This is a genomic window from Wukongibacter baidiensis (assembly GCF_050888315.1).
Lineage (GTDB): Bacteria > Bacillota > Clostridia > Peptostreptococcales > Caminicellaceae > Wukongibacter > Wukongibacter baidiensis.
On record NZ_CP138202.1, the window covers coordinates 5,138,211 to 5,157,707 of the forward strand.

General features: G+C 35.1%; 18 protein-coding genes. All 18 read left to right on the plus strand.

Going from position 1 to position 19,497, the window contains the following annotated elements; translation table 11 throughout:
- Nucleotides 1-96: 96 nt before the first annotated feature.
- The 18 genes from R9X47_RS23185 to helD all read left to right on the plus strand — a co-directional run bounded on the left by R9X47_RS23185 (nt 97) and on the right by helD (nt 19,252).
- Entirely contained in the window at nt 97-930 is an 834-nt protein-coding gene (locus tag R9X47_RS23185) for a MurR/RpiR family transcriptional regulator (RefSeq protein WP_432663460.1), read from the plus strand.
- Between the two features lie 5 nt (nt 931-935).
- Nucleotides 936-2,111, plus strand: coding sequence for an anhydro-N-acetylmuramic acid kinase (locus R9X47_RS23190; RefSeq protein WP_432663461.1), 1,176 nt, complete (start codon nt 936-938; stop codon nt 2,109-2,111).
- Between the two features lie 106 nt (nt 2,112-2,217).
- Nucleotides 2,218-3,198: a serine hydrolase domain-containing protein gene (locus R9X47_RS23195; protein WP_432667686.1), complete on the plus strand. Its 981-nt coding sequence runs from the start codon at nt 2,218-2,220 to the stop codon at nt 3,196-3,198.
- A gap of 2 nt (nt 3,199-3,200) precedes the next feature.
- A complete protein-coding gene (locus R9X47_RS23200; protein WP_432663462.1) occupies nt 3,201-4,814 on the plus strand; it encodes an ABC transporter substrate-binding protein in 1,614 nt (537 codons plus the stop codon).
- Between the two features lie 203 nt (nt 4,815-5,017).
- Complete coding sequence (locus tag R9X47_RS23205; protein ID WP_432663463.1) at nt 5,018-5,962, plus strand: ABC transporter permease; 945 nt, start codon at nt 5,018-5,020, stop codon at nt 5,960-5,962.
- A gap of 15 nt (nt 5,963-5,977) precedes the next feature.
- Complete coding sequence (locus tag R9X47_RS23210) at nt 5,978-6,808, plus strand: ABC transporter permease (protein WP_432663464.1); 831 nt, start codon at nt 5,978-5,980, stop codon at nt 6,806-6,808.
- 84 nt (nt 6,809-6,892) lie between these two features.
- Nucleotides 6,893-7,819: an N-acetylmuramic acid 6-phosphate etherase gene (gene murQ, locus R9X47_RS23215; protein WP_432663465.1), complete on the plus strand. Its 927-nt coding sequence runs from the start codon at nt 6,893-6,895 to the stop codon at nt 7,817-7,819.
- A complete protein-coding gene (locus R9X47_RS23220; protein ID WP_432663466.1) occupies nt 7,819-8,790 on the plus strand; it encodes an ABC transporter ATP-binding protein in 972 nt (323 codons plus the stop codon). The genes murQ and R9X47_RS23220 overlap by 1 nt, the downstream gene beginning before the upstream one ends.
- A 2-nt stretch (nt 8,791-8,792) precedes the next feature.
- On the plus strand, nt 8,793-9,770 hold the full coding sequence (locus R9X47_RS23225) for an ABC transporter ATP-binding protein (protein ID WP_432663467.1): 978 nt from the start codon (nt 8,793-8,795) through the stop codon (nt 9,768-9,770).
- A gap of 284 nt (nt 9,771-10,054) precedes the next feature.
- Nucleotides 10,055-11,224 carry an ROK family transcriptional regulator gene (locus R9X47_RS23230; RefSeq protein ID WP_432663468.1) on the plus strand — a complete coding sequence of 390 codons (1,170 nt, stop codon included), beginning with the start codon at nt 10,055-10,057 and terminating at the stop codon, nt 11,222-11,224.
- A 275-nt stretch (nt 11,225-11,499) separates the two neighbouring features.
- Entirely contained in the window at nt 11,500-11,850 is a 351-nt protein-coding gene (locus tag R9X47_RS23235) for a Gfo/Idh/MocA family oxidoreductase (RefSeq protein ID WP_432667687.1), read from the plus strand.
- Nucleotides 11,851-11,862: 12 nt separating this feature from the next.
- Nucleotides 11,863-12,738: a sugar phosphate isomerase/epimerase family protein gene (locus tag R9X47_RS23240; protein WP_432663469.1), complete on the plus strand. Its 876-nt coding sequence runs from the start codon at nt 11,863-11,865 to the stop codon at nt 12,736-12,738.
- Nucleotides 12,739-12,805: 67 nt separating this feature from the next.
- The gene (locus R9X47_RS23245) at nt 12,806-12,979 is read left to right on the plus strand and encodes a hypothetical protein (protein ID WP_432663470.1); all 174 of its coding nucleotides are present in this window, start codon (nt 12,806-12,808) and stop codon (nt 12,977-12,979) included.
- A gap of 60 nt (nt 12,980-13,039) precedes the next feature.
- Nucleotides 13,040-13,792 (plus strand): copper homeostasis protein CutC, encoded by a 753-nt coding sequence (locus R9X47_RS23250; protein WP_432663471.1) that lies wholly within the window; start codon nt 13,040-13,042, stop codon nt 13,790-13,792.
- Between the two features lie 114 nt (nt 13,793-13,906).
- Nucleotides 13,907-14,926 carry an asparaginase gene (locus R9X47_RS23255; protein ID WP_432663472.1) on the plus strand — a complete coding sequence of 340 codons (1,020 nt, stop codon included), beginning with the start codon at nt 13,907-13,909 and terminating at the stop codon, nt 14,924-14,926.
- Nucleotides 14,927-14,955: 29 nt separating this feature from the next.
- Nucleotides 14,956-15,873: an ROK family protein gene (locus tag R9X47_RS23260; protein ID WP_432663473.1), complete on the plus strand. Its 918-nt coding sequence runs from the start codon at nt 14,956-14,958 to the stop codon at nt 15,871-15,873.
- Nucleotides 15,874-15,999: 126 nt separating this feature from the next.
- On the plus strand, nt 16,000-16,617 hold the full coding sequence (locus R9X47_RS23265) for an HAD family hydrolase (RefSeq protein WP_432663474.1): 618 nt from the start codon (nt 16,000-16,002) through the stop codon (nt 16,615-16,617).
- A gap of 340 nt (nt 16,618-16,957) precedes the next feature.
- Nucleotides 16,958-19,252 (plus strand): RNA polymerase recycling motor HelD, encoded by a 2,295-nt coding sequence (gene helD / locus R9X47_RS23270; protein WP_432663475.1) that lies wholly within the window; start codon nt 16,958-16,960, stop codon nt 19,250-19,252.
- The last annotated feature ends 245 nt before the right edge of the window (nt 19,253-19,497 follow it).

A 19,497-nucleotide genomic window follows, 5' to 3' on the forward strand; every position in this document is an offset into this window, starting at 1 on the left:
ATAATTTAATAAAATAATATTTCAGTAAATTTATACAAAATATGAAATTTTATTTCAAGGGGAGGGATTGGCATATACAAAACAGGCGGATTAAATATGATAAGACAGATGTTAGATACACTGCCTCCATCGGAGAAAAAAATTGCTACATATATATTAAACAATCCTCATAATATTATTGATATAACTACCCATGAATTAGCTAAAAGGTCAGATGCCAGTAGTGCTGCGGTAGTGAGACTCTCCAAATCTCTTGGACTTAAGGGTTTTGGGGATCTAAAGATGAGAATTTTAGGGGATTTGAACAATTCAGTAGAAACAACATATAGAGACATAGAAGCCGGAGAAGATACTAGGACCATGATATCAAAGGTTACAGTAAACAGCTTAAAAGCAATACAAGAAACTAGCAAAATAATAGATATAGATGAGTTGAATAAAGCTGTGAGAGCCATAAAGGATAGTAAAAGAATCTTGTTGTTTGGAATAGGAGCTTCGAGTCTAGTATGTGTCGACGGTGAGCAAAAATTTACAAGAATAAATAAAAATGCATATTTTACAAATGACGTTCATAAAATGAGTGCATGCGTTGCTAATCTTGAAGAAAAGGACGTTTTTATAGGGGTATCCTATAGCGGTGATACCCATGAAGTCATCAATATCATGGAGCTTGCTAAAATGAAAGGAGCCACTACAATAGGTATCACTAAATATGGAAAGAGTATGTTAGCTGAGAGATCGGATATAAAGCTCTTCGTATCCAATGTAGAAAAATCAAAAATAAGAAGTAGTGCAACGGCATCGAGAATAGCTCAGTTACATGTAATTGATTTATTATTTATGTGTTATGCTACAACTTTTTATGATGAAACTATCGAATATATAGATGAAACGAGGAATTTTGTAAATATGTATAAAGAAAAGAGGTGACGGAGTTGAATTTAAGTCAATTAATGCTAAAGGAAAGAAAACTAGCTATCGGTCTTATGTCTGGTACCTCCCTAGATGGTGTAGATGCATGTCTAGTAGAAATTAAGGGCTGCGGAGCAGGAACTATAGTAAACTTAATAGACTTTATCTCAGAGGAGTACAGCCCCGAGGAAAAAAAAGGGATACTCATGCTGTGTAGTCCTGATACATCTAATGTAGAAGATATTTGCAGAATTAATATCGAGTTAGGAAGGAAATTCGGAAACACTGCTAAAAGGTTAATGGAGAAAAATAATCTCAAAGCCTCAGATGTAGATTTCATCTCGAGTCATGGACAAACCATATACCATATGCCAGAGGCAGGAGCAACACTTCAAATAGGAGAACTGGCTGAAATTTCATCGATTACAGGATGTTTAACGATTGGAGATTACAGACCATCGGATATGTCCGTAGGCGGTCAAGGTGCGCCTCTTGTAACCTATACAGACTATATATTGTTTACTAGCTCTGAAAAGGGTAGGGTACTAATAAATATTGGAGGAATCAGTAATTTAACAGCTTTGAGAGCAAACAGCTCAGAGGATGATGTACTGGCTTTCGATTGTGGCCCAGGTAACATGCTGATTGATAGGGTTGTCAGTATATTGACTGATAATAAACAGACCTTTGATCAGGATGGAAATATTGCATTGAAGGGAAAAGTAAATCATAAGTTACTTGATTTATTAATAAAAAGAGATGACTTTGTTCTTGCGTCTCCTCCAAAAAGTACGGGAAGAGAACAATACAATGAGGATATGGTAAAAGAGCTTCTGAGTTTAAAGGAAAAATTTGAAATCAGCTTTGAAGATTTCGTTGCAACTATAACAGCATACACCTATACAGCAGTAGCAGACAATATTAAAAAGTTTGTATCTCCAAGAATGACAATAGATGAGATATATGTTGGTGGCGGCGGAGCAAAAAATAATGCCATCTTAAAGGGACTTAGTGATAGTCTGAATTTAGATGTATGCACTATGGAGCAGCTTAGCTTTTCCAGTGATGCCAAGGAAGCTATAGCCTTTGCAATATTAGGAAATGAATTCCTAAATGGTAAGTCAAACAACCTAAAGTCGGCCACCGGTGCAAGAAAGAGTGCTATAATGGGTAAACTCGTATATCCACCATGTTTATAGGGGGGGATATGTTATTAAAGATAATATAGAGAGTATAGTCAAAATATATGAACAAAGAGAGTTCTTTAAAGGAGTCAATATTTTAATATCTCAAAGCAATAAGGCTATTTTAAAAAAATCATATGGATATGCAAAATATTCACCTGATAAAACAATGATGGAAACAGATACGATATTTGATATAGCCTCTCTGACAAAAATATTTACTTTAACAGCTATATTGAGATTAGCGTCTGAAAAAGAACTGAAACTATCAGACAAGATTTCACGATATCTTCAATTTGATAATGATGGTTTGAATAATACTATTAAAGATATTACTATCCAGCAGCTTTTAAGCCATAGCTCTGGACTAATACCTTGGTTCCCTTTCTATGTTATGGAGGATAGAAGCTTTGAGGAAATTTTAGAGCATGTAATTAGTGAGAATCCTCTTAAAAATGAAGCTGTACAATACAGTGATATAAACTTTATTCTACTTGGAAAGCTAATTGAAAAAATAAATGGAAAAAGTCTAGATAGTGCTTTAAGGGAATTGGTCTTTAATCCTTTAGGGTTAAAGGATACAGGCTTCAGGCCCCTCAGAGATAAAATAGCAGCAACTGAATATGGGAATATAATAGAGACTAAGATGGTAGCTGATAGAGGTCTACGCTTTGAAGGTTTTAGAGATGAGCATATACCTATAGTTGGCAAGGTTAATGATGGCAATTGTTACTACTATTTTAAAGGGGTAGCGGGACACGCGGGAATATTTTCAAGCTTAAACGATTTAAATATACTTTGCAACCTATATCTTAATAGAGGAAGCTTAGGTGGAAAGCCAATAATCCGAGAAGAGATAATTAATCAATCATTTATTGATTATGGTGAGGGTAGAGGTTTAGGATGGCAAATATCAGAGCTTTATCCTGATGGACTTGGACACACTGGGTTTACAGGGACATCCATATATTTAAATCTTAAGGAAGGCTTTAATGTAGTCCTTTTAACAAATAGGCTTCATGTTGATAAGCCCGTTAATATAGCCGAGTTTAGATCGGCTATACATAATAAAGTGATGAAAAATTTAAAGGGGGAGTGTTAAAAATGAAAAAGTATAGTGTGATAATGGCTATATTACTTTCACTAGTATTAGTATTTACAGGATGTGGTTCAAAAGACGTAGCGACGAATGAACCAGCAAGTGAGTCAAAGGAACCTAGTAGTCAAAGTGAACAAGGTAGTGAAGTAAAGGAATCAAATGAACCATCACTAGCAAAGGAACAAACACTAATATATGGTTCGGACTCGGAACCTGCTGGTTTAGACCCTCATAAGGTTCCAGCCCACGCGTCAGTAAGAATATATACGAAGATATATGATAGTCTAGTTAAAACGGATAAGAATATGAATTATGTTCCAAACTTAGCTGAAAGTTGGGAAACTCCAGACGATACCACTTACATATTCAAGTTAAGAAGTAATGTTAAATTCCATAATGGAAGACAAATGAATGCAGACGATGTTAAATACTCCTTTGAGAGGATTTTAAATCCTGATACAGCATCAATAGCAAAGTCTTACTTTGAAAAGATTAAAGAGATTAATGTGATTGATGAATCAACGGTAGAATTCAAACTAAGTGAACCATACGCGCCATTTATGTCATATATGTCTAGCTCCTATGCAGCGATAGTACCTAAGGAGGTAGTTGAGGAAAATGGTGATTTAATGCAGGTAGCATGTGGAACAGGTCCATTTATGCTTGAAGAGTGGGTTCCTGATAACAGTATTACCCTAAAGAAAAACCCTGACTACTTTATAGAAGGACAGCCTAAGCTTGACTCTATTGTATATAATGTTATGGTTGATGAATCATCAAGAGTTGCGGCCCTTAGAACGGGAGCGATACATGTTACTACGTTATCATCTCAAACATTACCGTTATTAAAGAAGAATGAAGATATAGCTATAAAGTCATACCAATCTAATAACTATACATTCTTAGGATTCAATCTAAACATAGAGCCTTTTAATAACCCTAAGGTTAGAAGAGCTATGTCCTTAGCTGTAGACAGAGATGAAATGGCTCAGACTATCTTTAGTGGCGATGCAGTAGTTACAGGCCCTGTACCAAAGGCTCTAGGTAAATGGTCGGTAGATCCATCGCAAAATGAACTATATAAGCAGGATATTGAAAAGGCAAAGAAACTATTGGCTGACGCAGGCTATCCAGATGGATTTGAAATGAAAATAACTGCCTTAGGTGGGTATGCTGATATAGTTGGTACTGCACAGATATTACAACAACAGCTTGAAAAAATAGGAATTAAATCTGAAATAGAGCAATTAGAAATAGGACAATATGTAGCAGCTTGGAAGAAATGTGATCATCAGGTTATGGCAGGAAGAAATGGAGCGGGCTCTGACCCGGATAGAGCTTTAGGATTTTTCTTTAATAGCAGTGGTTCTGCAAATGTATGGGGATTTAAGGATGAGAAATATGATGAATTAACTAATAAAGGTAAAGTTACCATCGACGAAGGTGAAAGAGTAAAGATATATAAAGAAGCTCAAGAGAGATTAATAGAGCTATCACCAAATCTATTCTTCAACTCACCTATGAACTATTACTTTGTTAGAAAAGAAGTAGAAAACTTTGATCCTACGGTATTCAATCCTGAGGATTTTAGAGATACAGTTATATTAGAGTCTAAATAGATACTAGTAATGGGGCGGTCTTATGAAATCATTTCATGAGTTCAGCCCTGGGGTGTTTCAGAGTGAATGAAGTTCAAGGTTTTGAAATTCAGGTGGTTTGGTTAGTACTAATGTACGTGTCAAGGCGCCTGGATTTTAAATAACGCAGAAATTCGTCACTCTGAGACACCCCCATTTATTTAATAAAAAGGATGTGTGGCTCTATGCGTTCATATATTATAAGAAGAATTTTGTTATTAATACCAGTTCTAATAGGTATATCTTTAGCAATCTTCTTCATCATGCATTTAATTCCCGGGGATGTAGTTTCTAGCCTTTTAGGATTTGATGCTACACCGGAAGCGACATTACAGCTTCAAAAGCAATTTGGACTGGACCTACCTTGGTACAAACAATATTGGAACTGGATGTCAGGTGTATTAAAAGGAGATTTTGGCGTTTCTCTAAGAACTGGAAAGCCGATTTTACCAGATATATTGACTAGATTCAAGCTTACCTTTCAGTTAACTATGATGGCAGCGATAATATCATGGATAATTGCTATCCCGCTAGGAATATTTGCTGCTATGAAAAGAAATACATGGGTAGATGGATTAGCGAGGGTTTTAGCCCTAATGTGGGTATCGATCCCAAATTTTGCGTTAGCTACGCTCTTATTATTATTTTTATCCTTAGCCTTTAGCTATTATCCGCCTTTAAAGTATGTGAGATTTTTTGATGACCCTGTTCAGAATCTAAAGACACTGATATTTCCATCTTTGGTGTTAGGGGCAATAATGTCAGGAGCTGTTATGAGGATGACGCGGTCGTCGATATTAGAGATATTGCGTCAGGACTTCATTAGAACTATTAGAGCAAAGGGAGCTAAAGAGAGAAAGGTAATATTTAAACATGCACTGAAGAATGCACTGATTCCAATAATAACGATTGCTGGAATGCAGATAGGATACTTACTTGGAGGTACTGTAATAACTGAACAGATATTTTCTTTGCCAGGACTAGGACAGATGGTACTTACAGGAATCAATCAAAGAGACTATCCAGTTGTTCAGGGTGCAATATTATTTATAGCGACTATCTTTGTAACTATTAACTTAATCGTAGATCTGCTGTATGCATATATAGACCCAAGGATTTCATATAAGTAAAGGGGTTGGGTATAGATGAAGGAATTATTAAAAGAAATTTTACGGGATAAGATAGGACGAATTGGTTTTTTGGGAGTATGCTTAGTAATTATAGTGGGATTGCTAGCACCTGTAGTATCACCCTATAATCCAGTTGAGATGTTTAAAGACAGCCTTTTAGAAGGCCCCTCGAAGAAGTTTCTACTAGGAACCGATGAGTACGGAAGAGATATATTTAGTAGAATCTGTTATGGCGCCAGAGTATCTATATTTGTAGGACTTTTAGCTGTAGGGATAGGATCGATATGCGGTGGGACTTTAGGGCTGATTGCTGGATACTGCGAGGGATGGATTGATAATGTTATTATGAGAACAATGGATATTCTTTTTGCATTTCCATCAATACTTTTATCCTTGGCCATTGTTTCTGTACTTGGAACAGAGCTTATAAATACAGTTATCGCTATTGGTGTAGTCATGATACCGGTGTTTACAAGGACACTTAGGGCAGCGGTAATATCAACAAAATCTAAGGAATTTATAACAAGCGCATATACAATAGGAATAAAGGATACTAGGATAATGTTTAAGCACATTCTGCCCAACGCTATGGCACCGTTTATAGTTCAAATAACTCTATCTTTATCTAGTGCTATTTTAGTAGAGGCTTCTTTAAGCTTTTTAGGTTTGGGAGTGCAGCCTCCAAATCCTTCCTGGGGTTCGATGCTTAATGCCAGTAGAAAATTTATGGAATTAGCTCCTTGGACAGCGATATTTCCTGCTGCTGCAATCATTTTAACAATATTGTCATTCAATATTCTTGGAGATAGTTTAAGGGATATCTTGGATCCTAAATTAAAAAATTAGATTTGGGTTACTAATAGAAAGTTTGAGGGAACGAATCAGAGTTTTAGATCTCTATGAGTAATTCAGATCAGATGGAGGAATAAAATGAATTTTAATTTAAATAAATTGGTTACTGAGAAGTCAAATGATAGCTCGAAAAATATCGATACAAAGGATACCATAGATATTCTTACAATTATTAACGATGAAGATAAAACTATAGCCTATGCAGTCGAAAAACAGCTTCCAAATATAGCCCAGGCTGTGGATATGATTGTAGACGCCATAGACGAAAAGAGTGGAAGGCTAGTATATTTAGGAGCAGGGACAAGTGGACGACTAGGTGTATTAGATGCTTCGGAATGTCCTCCAACCTTCAACACCCCAAAGGAATTGGTTGTAGGAATGATAGCCGGTGGAGATACTGCCCTGAGAAATGCTATGGAGGGTGTAGAGGATATACCTGAAGAAGGAGTAAAGGATCTAAAAAGTATTAATTTCAGCACTAAAGATGTTCTTGTAGGTATTGCCGCAAGCGGAAGAACTCCCTATGTAGTTGGGGCGCTGAAGTATGCTAAAGAAATAGGTGCAAAAACTATTTCTGTTACATGTAATAAGGATGCCGAGATATCGAAATATGCTGATGTGGCCATAGAGGTTGTTGTAGGTCCTGAAATAGTAACAGGGTCTACCCGTATGAAGGCGGGAACAGCCCAGAAGATGGTACTAAATATGTTAACAACTGCATCTATGATAAACCTAGGAAAGACCTTTAAAAACTATATGATAGATGTCCGCCCACAGAACGAGAAGCTGAAGCAAAGAGCTAAAAACATGTTAATGGAGTTAAGTGATATTTCACCACAGTATGCCGAAGAATTATTAGAAATGACCTCCTGGAATGTAAAGGAAGCCTTAGTAATGGCTAAGACATCATTGGAATATCATGAGGCTAAAAAACTCCTCAAGGAAAATAGAGGAAGGGTCTATTGGGCTATAAATAGCCATTGTAAGCTAAAGGGGGAGGAATAATGGATACTATATTAGAAGTTAGAGATTTGTGTATCCAACTAAAATCCAAAAAAGACAATTATAACCTTACAGAAGAAATAAGTTTTGATGTAAAAAAGGGTGAAGCCTTTGGAATCGTCGGTGAATCTGGTTGTGGTAAGAGTCTTACAGCTTATTCAATAATGGGTCTAATATCAAGTCCTAACCTTAAGACCCATAAAGGAAGTATAACATTTGAAGATAAGGATTTACTCAAGATGTCCAAGTCCGAGATTCAGAAGATCAGAGGTAAGGATATTGCAATGATTTTTCAAGAGCCTATGACGGCACTAGATCCATTGTTCACAATAGGAGATCAGCTAATGGAAGCCCTTGAAATTCATAGGGATATAAATAAGACTGAAATGAAGAGATTGTCAATTGAGATATTAAAAAAAGTAGGTATCCCCAGAGCTGAAACGATAATTGATGAATATCCACACCAATTGTCTGGAGGTATGCTTCAAAGAGTTATGATAGGAATAGCGATGATAAACAACCCTAAAATCCTCGTGGCCGATGAGCCAACAACTGCCCTAGATGTAACAATACAAGCGCAAATATTATCCCTAATGAATGAACTGCGGAATGATTATGGTATGGCCCTTATTATGATAACCCATGATTTAGGTGTAATAGCTGAAACCTGCGATAGAGTTGCGGTATTTTATGGTGGACATATTGTTGAGGTTGCCGATGTAGTATCCTTATTTCATAAGCCTATGCATCCATATACAAAGGGTCTTATAAAGTCGGTAAAAACCTTGGGGAATAAGAATCAAAGCCTATATACCATTCCAGGAACAGTGCCAACAATTGACCAAATGGGTAGGGGCTGTAGATTTGTTGATAGATGTGAAAGCTCTGTTAGCAAGTGTAAAGATAATAAGCCACCTTTACGGGAATATGAAAATGGTCATTTATGTAGATGCTGGCTGCATGAGGAGGGTTAGCTATGGGCGAAAAGATATTAAGTGTTAAAAATCTAAAAAAATACTTTCCTATTAAGGGCGGAGTTTTTAATAAGGTGGTAAATCACGTTCATGCAGTTGAGTCTGTAACATTTGATATTAAGGAACAGGAGACATTTTCCTTAGTTGGTGAATCAGGTTGTGGAAAATCTACCACCGGTAGAGCTATTTTACGTATACATGAACCTACCAGTGGTGAAGTCATATTCAATAACACTAATATTCTGGATCTAGAGAAAGAAGAGATGAGAAATTTAAGAAGGGATATGCAATACATATTCCAAGATCCCTATAGCTCTCTAAATCCAAGAATGACTGTGGAGGAATTAATAGGCGAACCCCTACATACACACACGAAGTTAACTAGAATTGAAGTTACTAAACAGGTTGATAGCATTTTGAGTAAGATAGGTTTAGCTCAGAAATACAAAACAAGATATCCACATCAATTTAGTGGAGGTCAAAGGCAAAGAATCAGTATTGCACGGGCATTAATTACTAACCCAAAGCTAGTTGTAGCCGATGAGCCGGTATCGGCATTAGATGTTTCTATTCAATCTCAAATAATTAATTTGATGGTTGAGCTTCAAAAAGATTTGAAATTAACATATATCTTTATTTCCCATGACTTAAATGTTGTAAGACATATTAGTAATGAGGTTGGTGTAATGTACCTTGGAAGGCTGGTAGAAAGGGCAAAAACCGAGGAAATATATACGAGCCCTATGCATCCCTACACAGAGGCATTACTATCATCGGTACCATCTTTAGATCCACTTAATAAGAAAAAACATATCATCTTGAAGGGCGATGTACCTAGCCCAATAAATCCTCCAAAGGGATGTCCATTTCACTTAAGATGCCCTAAGGTTAGAGATATATGTAAAAGTGTAGTACCAGAGTACAAGATGATCCGAGAAAACCACTATGTTGCATGTCATTTATATAATGAAAATGAATAGAAGCTTAGAAAAAAAGGTGGCCATAAAGGTCACCTTTTCGAACCTTGTATCATAAAGAAAACCCCTAAAAACATTCTGGATAAATTTTTTGAAAATATCGACAACTATATATTGACATTGATTAGATTAAGATATAAAATTAAATCAATTAATACCACTAATGGAGAAATTAAGTATAAATATACACATTTGAGTGGTTATGAAGTATAAAAAGTGAGAAAAAAGTTGAAAAATAACATAAATAATAACATGGTGTTACAAATAATCGATTTGGAGAGTGACAAATGAAATCAATAATAAAGAGAGACCAGGAATACATAAAGCAAAACAACTTAAAAATGATTTTAGACATTATTAAGAGCAAGAGGCCTATATCTAGAGCCGATATAGTTAAAATCACAGATATGAGCCCCACCTCCGTAAGTAGAATAGTTGGGAGTTTAATTGACCTAGGACTGGTAAGGGAGACAGAAGCGTTTTCAAGTGGTGTAGGAAGGAAGGCCATTCTGCTAGACATAGATTTGGAATCTGTAATGACAATCGGTGTGTATATAAACAAACACTTTATCTGTGTGGGTATAGTAAACTTTGCCGGAGAAATTTTGTATAGGGCTAGCATGGACTTGGACTCTAGGGATATATCTCCCGAAAAGACAATAGAAAGAGTATGTGAGCTTATAAATAAAGTGATCTCTGATTCAAATATAGATAAATCTAAAATTATTGGTATAGGAGTTAGTTTGCCCGGTATTATTGATTTTAAGAAAGGAATAGTTATCTTTTCTGCACCATTGGGGTGGAAAAATGTACATGTATCAGATGTAATTGAAGAACGATTAAAAATGAACACGGTAGTTGATAACGATGTGAAGCTCGAGGCCTTAGCGGAAAGTTTGTATGGTGTAGCAAAAAATTCTGGTAAAACTGCTTTGGTTAATTTTAGTGGAGGTGTTGGTTCAGCTCTGATAATTGATGGAGAAATATTCAGAGGGGAAACTAATATTGCTGGTGAGATAGGTCATATAACAATAGACCCTAATGGAATACTATGTAATTGTGGACGACGTGGATGTCTTGAAACCTTTATTGTTGAAGGGAATCTCATAGAAGAAGCAAATAAGGTTAAAAAAGTTACAAATATCAAAGAAATATTTGAGTCAGCAAATAATGGGGAGCATTGGGCTATAAATATTTTAGATAGGGCAGTAACCTACATGTGTATAACTATTAATAATATAGTTTGTATGTATAATCCCGATACTGTTGTTTTAAGTGGAAGCTTAGTTGAAGATCATCCTAAGATATTAGAATTAATAGAAGCAAAATGTAAAACCCTTATTTGGGAGCATCTTAGAGACACATTTACAATCCTATACTCTGGATTAAAAAGCGAAGCAGATATTATTGGGCCAGGGACTTTAACTTTAAATACGTTCTTAAGCTTTGATAACTGATAAGGGGATTGGGCCGAGATTAATATGAGCTATTAACCAGTATTTCTTATAAATATAGAGAAAAAGCTTGTTAGGGAAATGCAGGTTCTAAATAGTATAAAATTCTAGGGAATTTAAGAGGTGAAATAAAAAAAGTATAAAGGACCTAGATATTTAATTACAACCTAATTCAGAAGGATAGCAAGAAATGAATATAATTAAAGGATAGAGCCACGTATAAGGCTGCCGACTATTGCAGCGAAAAAAATGATATAGAAGATATCGCAAATGCCCTTATAAGATTTGAAAATGGTGCTTCACTATATATAGATACAAGTTATTCATTACATATTGAAAAGGATCGAACTCGAATTGAGATATTTGGAGAAAAGGGTGGAGTAATGGTAGAACCCCAGTGTAAAATAGTTACGGAGAGATACGATCGTTTAGTGGACATTGTTCCAATAATAGATAATCCGACGATGAACCTTGAAATGAGTTTTAAAAATGAAATTGACAGTTTTGTTGACTGCTGCTTAAATAGAGGAGAAAATATTAGTCCAGTTTCCGATGGGGTTATCCTCATGAAGATATTAAGAGCAATATATGAATCAGCCGATAAAGGACAAGAAATAGATGTGAAATAAGGGGGACATGATGTGCAAAATAAGGTAGGAATAATAGTTGATAATTTAGGACTATCCATAAGAGACGGAATTTTAAAGGCAAAGGAACTTGGGGTAGAAGGGATTCAAATATATGCAGTTTCGGGAGAAATGAAACCAGATAATCTGAGCAAAAGGGATAGAAAAGAGCTTTTAGATCTTATTAAGTCACAGGGGTTGGAGGTTTCAGCCCTGTGCGGGGATTTGGGGGGACATGGCTTTCAAGACCCTAAGGAAAACCTATGGAAGATAGAAGAGTCTAAGAAGATAATCGAACTGGCAAAGGACTTGGAAACAAATATAGTGACCACTCATATTGGAATAGTTCCTGATGATAAGAACTGTAAGATCTTCAATGATATGTACGAGGCTTGCACAAAGCTTGGAGATGCTGCCAAGGAAATGGAGGCCTACTTTGCCATTGAAACGGGCCCAGAACCCTGTGAGAGATTAAAGGAGTTTTTAGACATATTAAATGGAAAAAGGGTAGGAGTGAACTTTGATCCTGCAAACATAGTAATGGTAACGGGGGATGACCCTGTTAAGGGTGTATATACTTTAAAAGAATATATTGTTCACACCCATGTTAAGGACGGGATTAGGTATAAGGCCATAGATCCTAAGGATTTATATGGATACCTTGGTTATGAGCCTATGTCCCATGACAAAATATCAAAGGTAGTTACCAGAGGTGAATTTTTTAAGGAAGTGCCAATAGGAACAGGTAAGGTAGACTTTGATAACTACTTTAAGGCTTTAGAGGATATTGGGTATAAGGGGTTTTTAACTATTGAAAGAGAGGTTAAAGGTGACTTCATGGAAGATCTAAAGAAAGAAGTAAACTTTGTAAAGGGTTATATAAGTAATTGAATACATGAAAGCCTATAACTGACAAAGAGAGGGAAATGGTTATGAAAATCAAGACGGTTTTAATTGGATGTGGGAGAATAGCTCCTATGCATTTAGCTTCTTTAAAGATGCGATCTATAGTGCTATAATGAACAACAAGGATGTTGAAGTAAGCGGTAAAGAATGTCTTAACACACAAAAACTAATAAATTCAATATATGAATATGGTGGTAGGAACGGAGAGGTAGTCGAGATTATGTAGGTTTCTTGAGGATTAAAGAATGAATGACTTTTAGAAAGAAGCAAAAAGAAGGTGAAAATATTGAAAAAAGATATAGTTGTAGAGGTTTGTGTAGATTCAATACAATCAGCGATTGCCGCTCAAAATGGAGGAGCAAATAGATTAGAGTTGTGTGATAACCTAGGAGCCGGTGGAATTACTCCAAGCGCTGCCAGTATTGAACTAACTCGCAGATATACTGACATAGATATAAATGTTATTATCAGACCTAGGCCAGGGGATTTTTGCTATACTAAGCTTGCGTTTGAGGTTATGAAAAGAGATGCTGAAATTGCTAAAGAAATGGGTATAAATGGTATTGTTGTTGGCATTTTGACTCCAGATGGAGAAGTTGATACTGAAAGAATGAAGGAAATCATAGAAATAGCAAGACCGTTAAGTGTTACATTTCACAGGGCCTTTGATATGGCAAGGGATCCTTTGAAGGCACTTAATACATTGATTGATTTAAAGGTAGATCGTATTTTAACATCGGGTCAGAAAAAGTCTGCTGTAGAGGGCCTAGGATTATTAGGGGAGTTAGTCAAAGAAGCAAAAGAGAAAATTATTATAATGCCTGGTGGAGGAATAAATCCCGAAAATGTTGATAAGATATTATCTATTTCAGGTATTAAAGAGTTACATTTATCGGGTAAGAAAAGAGTAGAGAGTATGATGCGATATAGAAATGAAAGTGTATCCATGGGTGGAAATAAGGAATCGTCAGAATATGAAAACTATTATACCGATGAAAATGTTATAAGATTATTAAGAAATAAATGTGACTTACTATAGAAGAGCAATAAATCTTTTGCACTTTGACTCCTTAAAAAGCCTTGAAACGGTGACTATTAAAAAAATTAAAATGTAGATTTACAAATGCGTTCTATATAAATGGAGGACTATAAGATGGAGCAAATATTAGTAGAAGAATATAGAGGTGATGTGCTTGAATGTGTGCATCGTGGACATATATGTGGATTTTCTGAAAGTGGAGAAGTGGAATATAGGGTTGGAGATGAAGACGTTATAGTTTTTTTAAGATCATCGGCAAAGCCTATTCAAGCTATACCTATAGTTAGGCATGGATTGGTAGAGAAATATAATCTTAGCGATAAAGAGGTTGCAATTGTTACCGGTTCCCATAGAGCTCAGCCATTTCATGTTGAGACATTAGAATCCATGATGAAGAAGATAGATGTAGCAGAAGAAGATCTTGTATGCTTGCCAACATATCCCTTAAGCCCTGCTGCTAGAGAGAGTTTAATTAGAGCTAACATGCCTAAAAAAACTATCTATCACAATTGCTCAGGAAAGCATATGGGGATATTGGCTATATGCAAGTATCTGGGTTGTAGTATAGATGACTATTGGGATATTAATAATCCAGCTCAGCAAGAGATTTTGGATCATGTAGCTATAATTGCAGACTATCCGAAAGAGGATATTAAAGTTGGTGTAGATGGATGTGGAGTTCCCGTTTTTGCTATGCCTTTAAAATACCTAGCTAAAGCATTTATGAGAATGGCTTGTCCCGATCTTATAGAGGATAGGGATGTGAGAAGTGCAGTTATGAAAATCACAAGACTTATGAATGAAAATCATGATATGGTTTCTGGAACTGATCTTATATGTTCCTTATTGTTGAAAGATCCTAACATTGTGGCTAAGGGAGGCGCTAAAGGGGTTTATTGCTTTGGTCTAAAGGAAGAGAGGTTAGGCTTTGCTATAAAGGTCATGGATGGTTCAGAAGAGGAATGGCCAATGATTGTAGCGTCAATATTAGAGCAGATAAATTATAAGAATAAGGAGACTATAGAAAGATTATACAGAGTATTTCCTTTAGAAGTGAAGAATGACAATAATAAAATCGTTGGTGTAAGTAAGGTGAAATTTAAGCTAGAGACAAAATCTGATAAAGTGATTTAGTATCTTTGTCTTAATATTGGAGGCGATGTATGAAAAGTGTAGCCTGTTTTGATGTAGGTGGAACCTTTATAAAGTGTGGAGTAGTAGATGAAAGAGGAGAAATTTTATTAAAATCTAAAATTAAAACTCCTAAGGAAAACTGTAAAGATACAATACCTAAAATAATGGTTGAGAAAATAAATGAGTTTAGTAAAAAATATCAGATCAAGTCTGTTGGTATTAGTACAGCGGGCAAGGTAGATAGCGAAAAGGGAGAAATAGTATTTTCTAGTGATAATCTACCGGGATATACAGGGGCTAAGCTTTCTGAGAAAATAAAAAAACAAACTGGACTAGATTGTTTTGTAGAAAATGATGTAAACGCTGCAGCTTTAGCGGAAAGCTGGATGGGAGCTGCCAAAGGTCTCAAAACATTTTTCTGCCTTACCCTTGGAACCGGTGTTGGTGGAGCCATTGTTATTAACGGAGAACTATATAAAGGGGTTATGGGTGGTTCAGGAGAAATAGGCCATATGATTATAAATGAACAAGGTGAGAGTTGTAGCTGTGGGAGTAAAGGGTGCTTTGAAAGATACTCTGCCACATCTGCTCTGATTAGAGGCTACTCAAGGATTTCTGGAATTCCTAAGGAGGATATTACTGGTAGAGAAGTTTTTGATAGGATTATGAGTTGTGATAAGCTAGCAATAAAGTCATACAAGGAGTTTTTAGATCATCTTGTTACGGGTCTTGTAAATATAACTCATATATTTGACCCCGGTCTTATAGTTGTAGGTGGGGGAATTTCCGACCAAGGGGAGCCATTTTTTAAAGATTTAAATGAATTGTTTAAAAGGCGAGTAATGCCATCCTACGGAGAATATACAAGGGTTGTTAAGGCTGAGCTGGGGAATGATGCCGGGCTTCTTGGGGCATGCTACGTTGCAATTATAGAGAGTTCTAAGTAAATCTTAATTTATACATATCAAAATATACGATGAATCTTAGGAGTTTTGATGTGTATAAATTAAAGTTTTGACTAGAATCTCTATAAATAGTATAGATGGATTTTATAGAAAAGGGGAAGTTCTTATATGTACAATTGCATAATATTTGATGTTGATGGAACTCTTATTGATACAGAGGTAGCAGTGTTTTCATCACTTAAAAGATTAGCTGAGGAAGAATTGAATAGGAATTTTGATTTAGAAGAGCTTTCATTTGCGTTAGGCATACCTGGGGAAGTTGCATTGAGCAAACTTGGAATAAAAAATGTGAATCAGTCCAATTTAAAATGGAATGAATACATGAAGGACTATTTTCATCACATAAAAGTTTATAGTGATATTGAGGAAAATCTTATCAAACTAGATGAAGCAGGGATTTTAACAGGCATTGTTACTTCAAAAACTAAGCATGAATTAATTAACGATTTTAGGCCCTTTGGATTGGAAAAATATCTAAAAATTGTGGTTTGTGCAGATGATACAGAAAAGCATAAACCTAACCCTGAACCGATTCTTAAGTTTATTGAAGTAAGCGGAATTAATCCTTCAAAAGCAATATATATCGGTGATACAATTTATGATATGGAATGTGCTAAGGCTGCAGGAGTAGACTTTGCACTAGCCTTATGGGGAGCTAAATCAACTAAGGATATAGACTGCAAGTATAAATTAGAAAATTTAAATGAAATTTGGGAAATTGTATAATTAGAGAAATTGCATAATTCTTATTAAGATTAGCTTAAAATAAAAACCTCAAGGGAAGACCCTTGAGGTTTCATTCTTGTTCATGAAATAAAGAAGTTTTAGGAAATAAAAAAATGGTAAAAAATGTAAAAGTTTTTTACCAATCTTTTGACAATAGTATATACTAAAAACGTCATATTGGCAAGAAAAACTTTAAAAAACTAAGAATTTGCGAGATAAATATTTTTATGGAATGATGAGAGCACTCACCTCTAGCTAGTGATTCATAATGGGATTTTTAATATTGAGTTAAATTGTATATAATAGTTCTTGCTAAAATTAATGGTTAGGAGGGGTTATCATGTTAGCTTATAAACATTCTGATTATTGTAATGAAAAGGAAAATCTAAAAAGTGCCTGCGAGGGTATAGACAATGCAGTAGTTGAGCTTCAAGTAGAAATGGACTCGTTCACAGATCAAAAAAATAAATTGATGAAAACATTTAGTGGAGGCTTTAGTAATGAATTTGAAATAATAAGCAATATTTTAGATATGAACACAAAAAAGATTAAGGAGCTAGAAAGGGCTAAAAACAAACCCTATTTCGGAAGAATAGATTTCACGCAATTAGGATGGGATAAAGATGAAACCTTCTATATTGGAAAAACCAGTGTTGTAAGAAAAAAAGATGATAAAAGACTTGTAATAGATTGGAGAGCACCGATAGCAGGCTTGTACTATAGTGGAGAAATTGGAGAGGTTATGTATAAGGCCCCAGAAGGCTTAATAATGGGGGACTTGATTCTAAAGAGACAGTATGAAATAGAAGGTAGGAAGCTTATAAATATTTTTGATAAGGGACTTACTCCGATGGATGAATTTCTCCAGAATGCTCTATGGCAAAAGAAAGATAATAGACTAAGAGATATTGTTACAACAATACAAGGGGAGCAAAATGATATCATAAGGGCAGATAAAGGAAATGTAGTTATCGTTCAGGGTGTTGCAGGTAGTGGAAAAACCACAATAGTCCTTCACAGAATAGCATATCTTATGTACACCTATAAAGATATCTTAAGGCCTGAAAATATACTTGTTATAGTACCTAATAACTTATTTTTAAACTACATAAGTGATGTTCTTCCTGATCTAGGTGTTGAAGAGATTACCCAAGCCACCTTTGAAGATTTCGCAATAAAGCTACTTGGAGAAGACTATAGACTTACAGGTACTGAAGACAAGCTATTAAAATTATTAGATTTTGAAGGGATATCCCATGAAGAAAGAGATAATATAAAATTTGCATCGGTTTTTAAGGGTTCGTATCTTTTGAAGGGAATAATCGATAGTATACTAGAGGATATTATTAATGACTTCATTCCAAATGTAGATTTTGAAATAAGTGGTTATAAAATTTATACCTACAATGATGTTAAAAGGATGTTTTATCAGGATTATAGCTATTTACAACTATTCCCTAGAGTAGAGAAAATAAAAAAATATTTTAAGGCAACATTAAAAAATAAGATTAAAGATATAAAAGATGGAATAGAAGAAAAATATGATGAACTTGTCAATAAAGCAAAGAAGAAAATTAGTGATGATGAAGAGCTGAGAAAAAATCTCATTAAGATTTATGATGAAAGGGATAAAATACTAAATTCCATTGATAAAGATTCGACCTTAGCAGTTGAAAACTACTTTAAATCATGGCCTCAAATTAGTATAGAAGGCCTGTACAAGGATTTGATTACAAATACTAACCTGTTAGCTAAGTACTGTAACCATAGAATAGACTCAAAAAAGATAGACTTTGTTACAAGATATTCTAGATCTATCTTTGATAAGGGGTATTTCGAAAGAGAAGACTTAGCACCCCTCTTATATATAAAAAATAGGTTGATGGCTCTAAACTCTAAAAAAAGCTTTGGACATATAGTAGTTGATGAAGCTCAAGACTATAGTCCCATGCAAATGGTAATTTTAAAGGAGCTGAGTTCCAATAATTCATTTACCATTGTTGGAGATTTATCGCAGGGTATTCATTCCTACAGGGGAATAAACGATTGGGATGAAATAATGAAGGATGTATTTAGCAACAGAAAAATTGAATATTTAACTATTAAAAAGTGTTATCGTTCTACCATGGAAATAATGAACTTTGCAAACGAGGTAATAAAGAAATTAAATAAACAAGATATCACTTTAGCTGAGCCGGTACTTAGAAATGGAGATAAACCCTTCATTATAAAAAAAGATCACAATGAAGATATGTTAAGAGATATTGAAACAAAGATAGATGACTTAAAGAAAGATGGACATAAATCCATAGCGATTATATGTAAAACAAGTAAAGAGTGCGAGGAGGTATATAGAACCTTTGAGGAGTGGAATCATAGAGATATCCAGTTAATCACAAGCAAGGACACGGAATATCATGGGGGGATAGTAATAATTCCCTCTTATCTAGCAAAGGGGCTGGAGTTCGATGCTGTGATTATATATGATTGCTCAAAGGACAGCTATCTTAACAACGAACTGCATATAAAGCTCTTCTATGTTGCAACTACTAGAGCGCTGCATAAATTATACATCTACTATAGAAAGGAACCTTCAGCGTTGATAAAGGGAATTAGTAAGGAGTTTTATAACTAAATATATCCATATAGAAAAGTTTGACCTACTCAATTAGTCACTGAGATCCTTCTTGCTCAGACTGTAACCTTAAATTTTTCATTGAAAAGGAATAGAAGAATTTAAGGTTATATACGTTGGTAAGAAGGAAACCTCAGAGTCTACCTTCGTTTATCAAATTTTAGATACATATAGCGATATAAAAAACATTTGATTAAGATATTATGATAAAATAATAATTGTGATAAAGGGTTATAGGAGGAGAT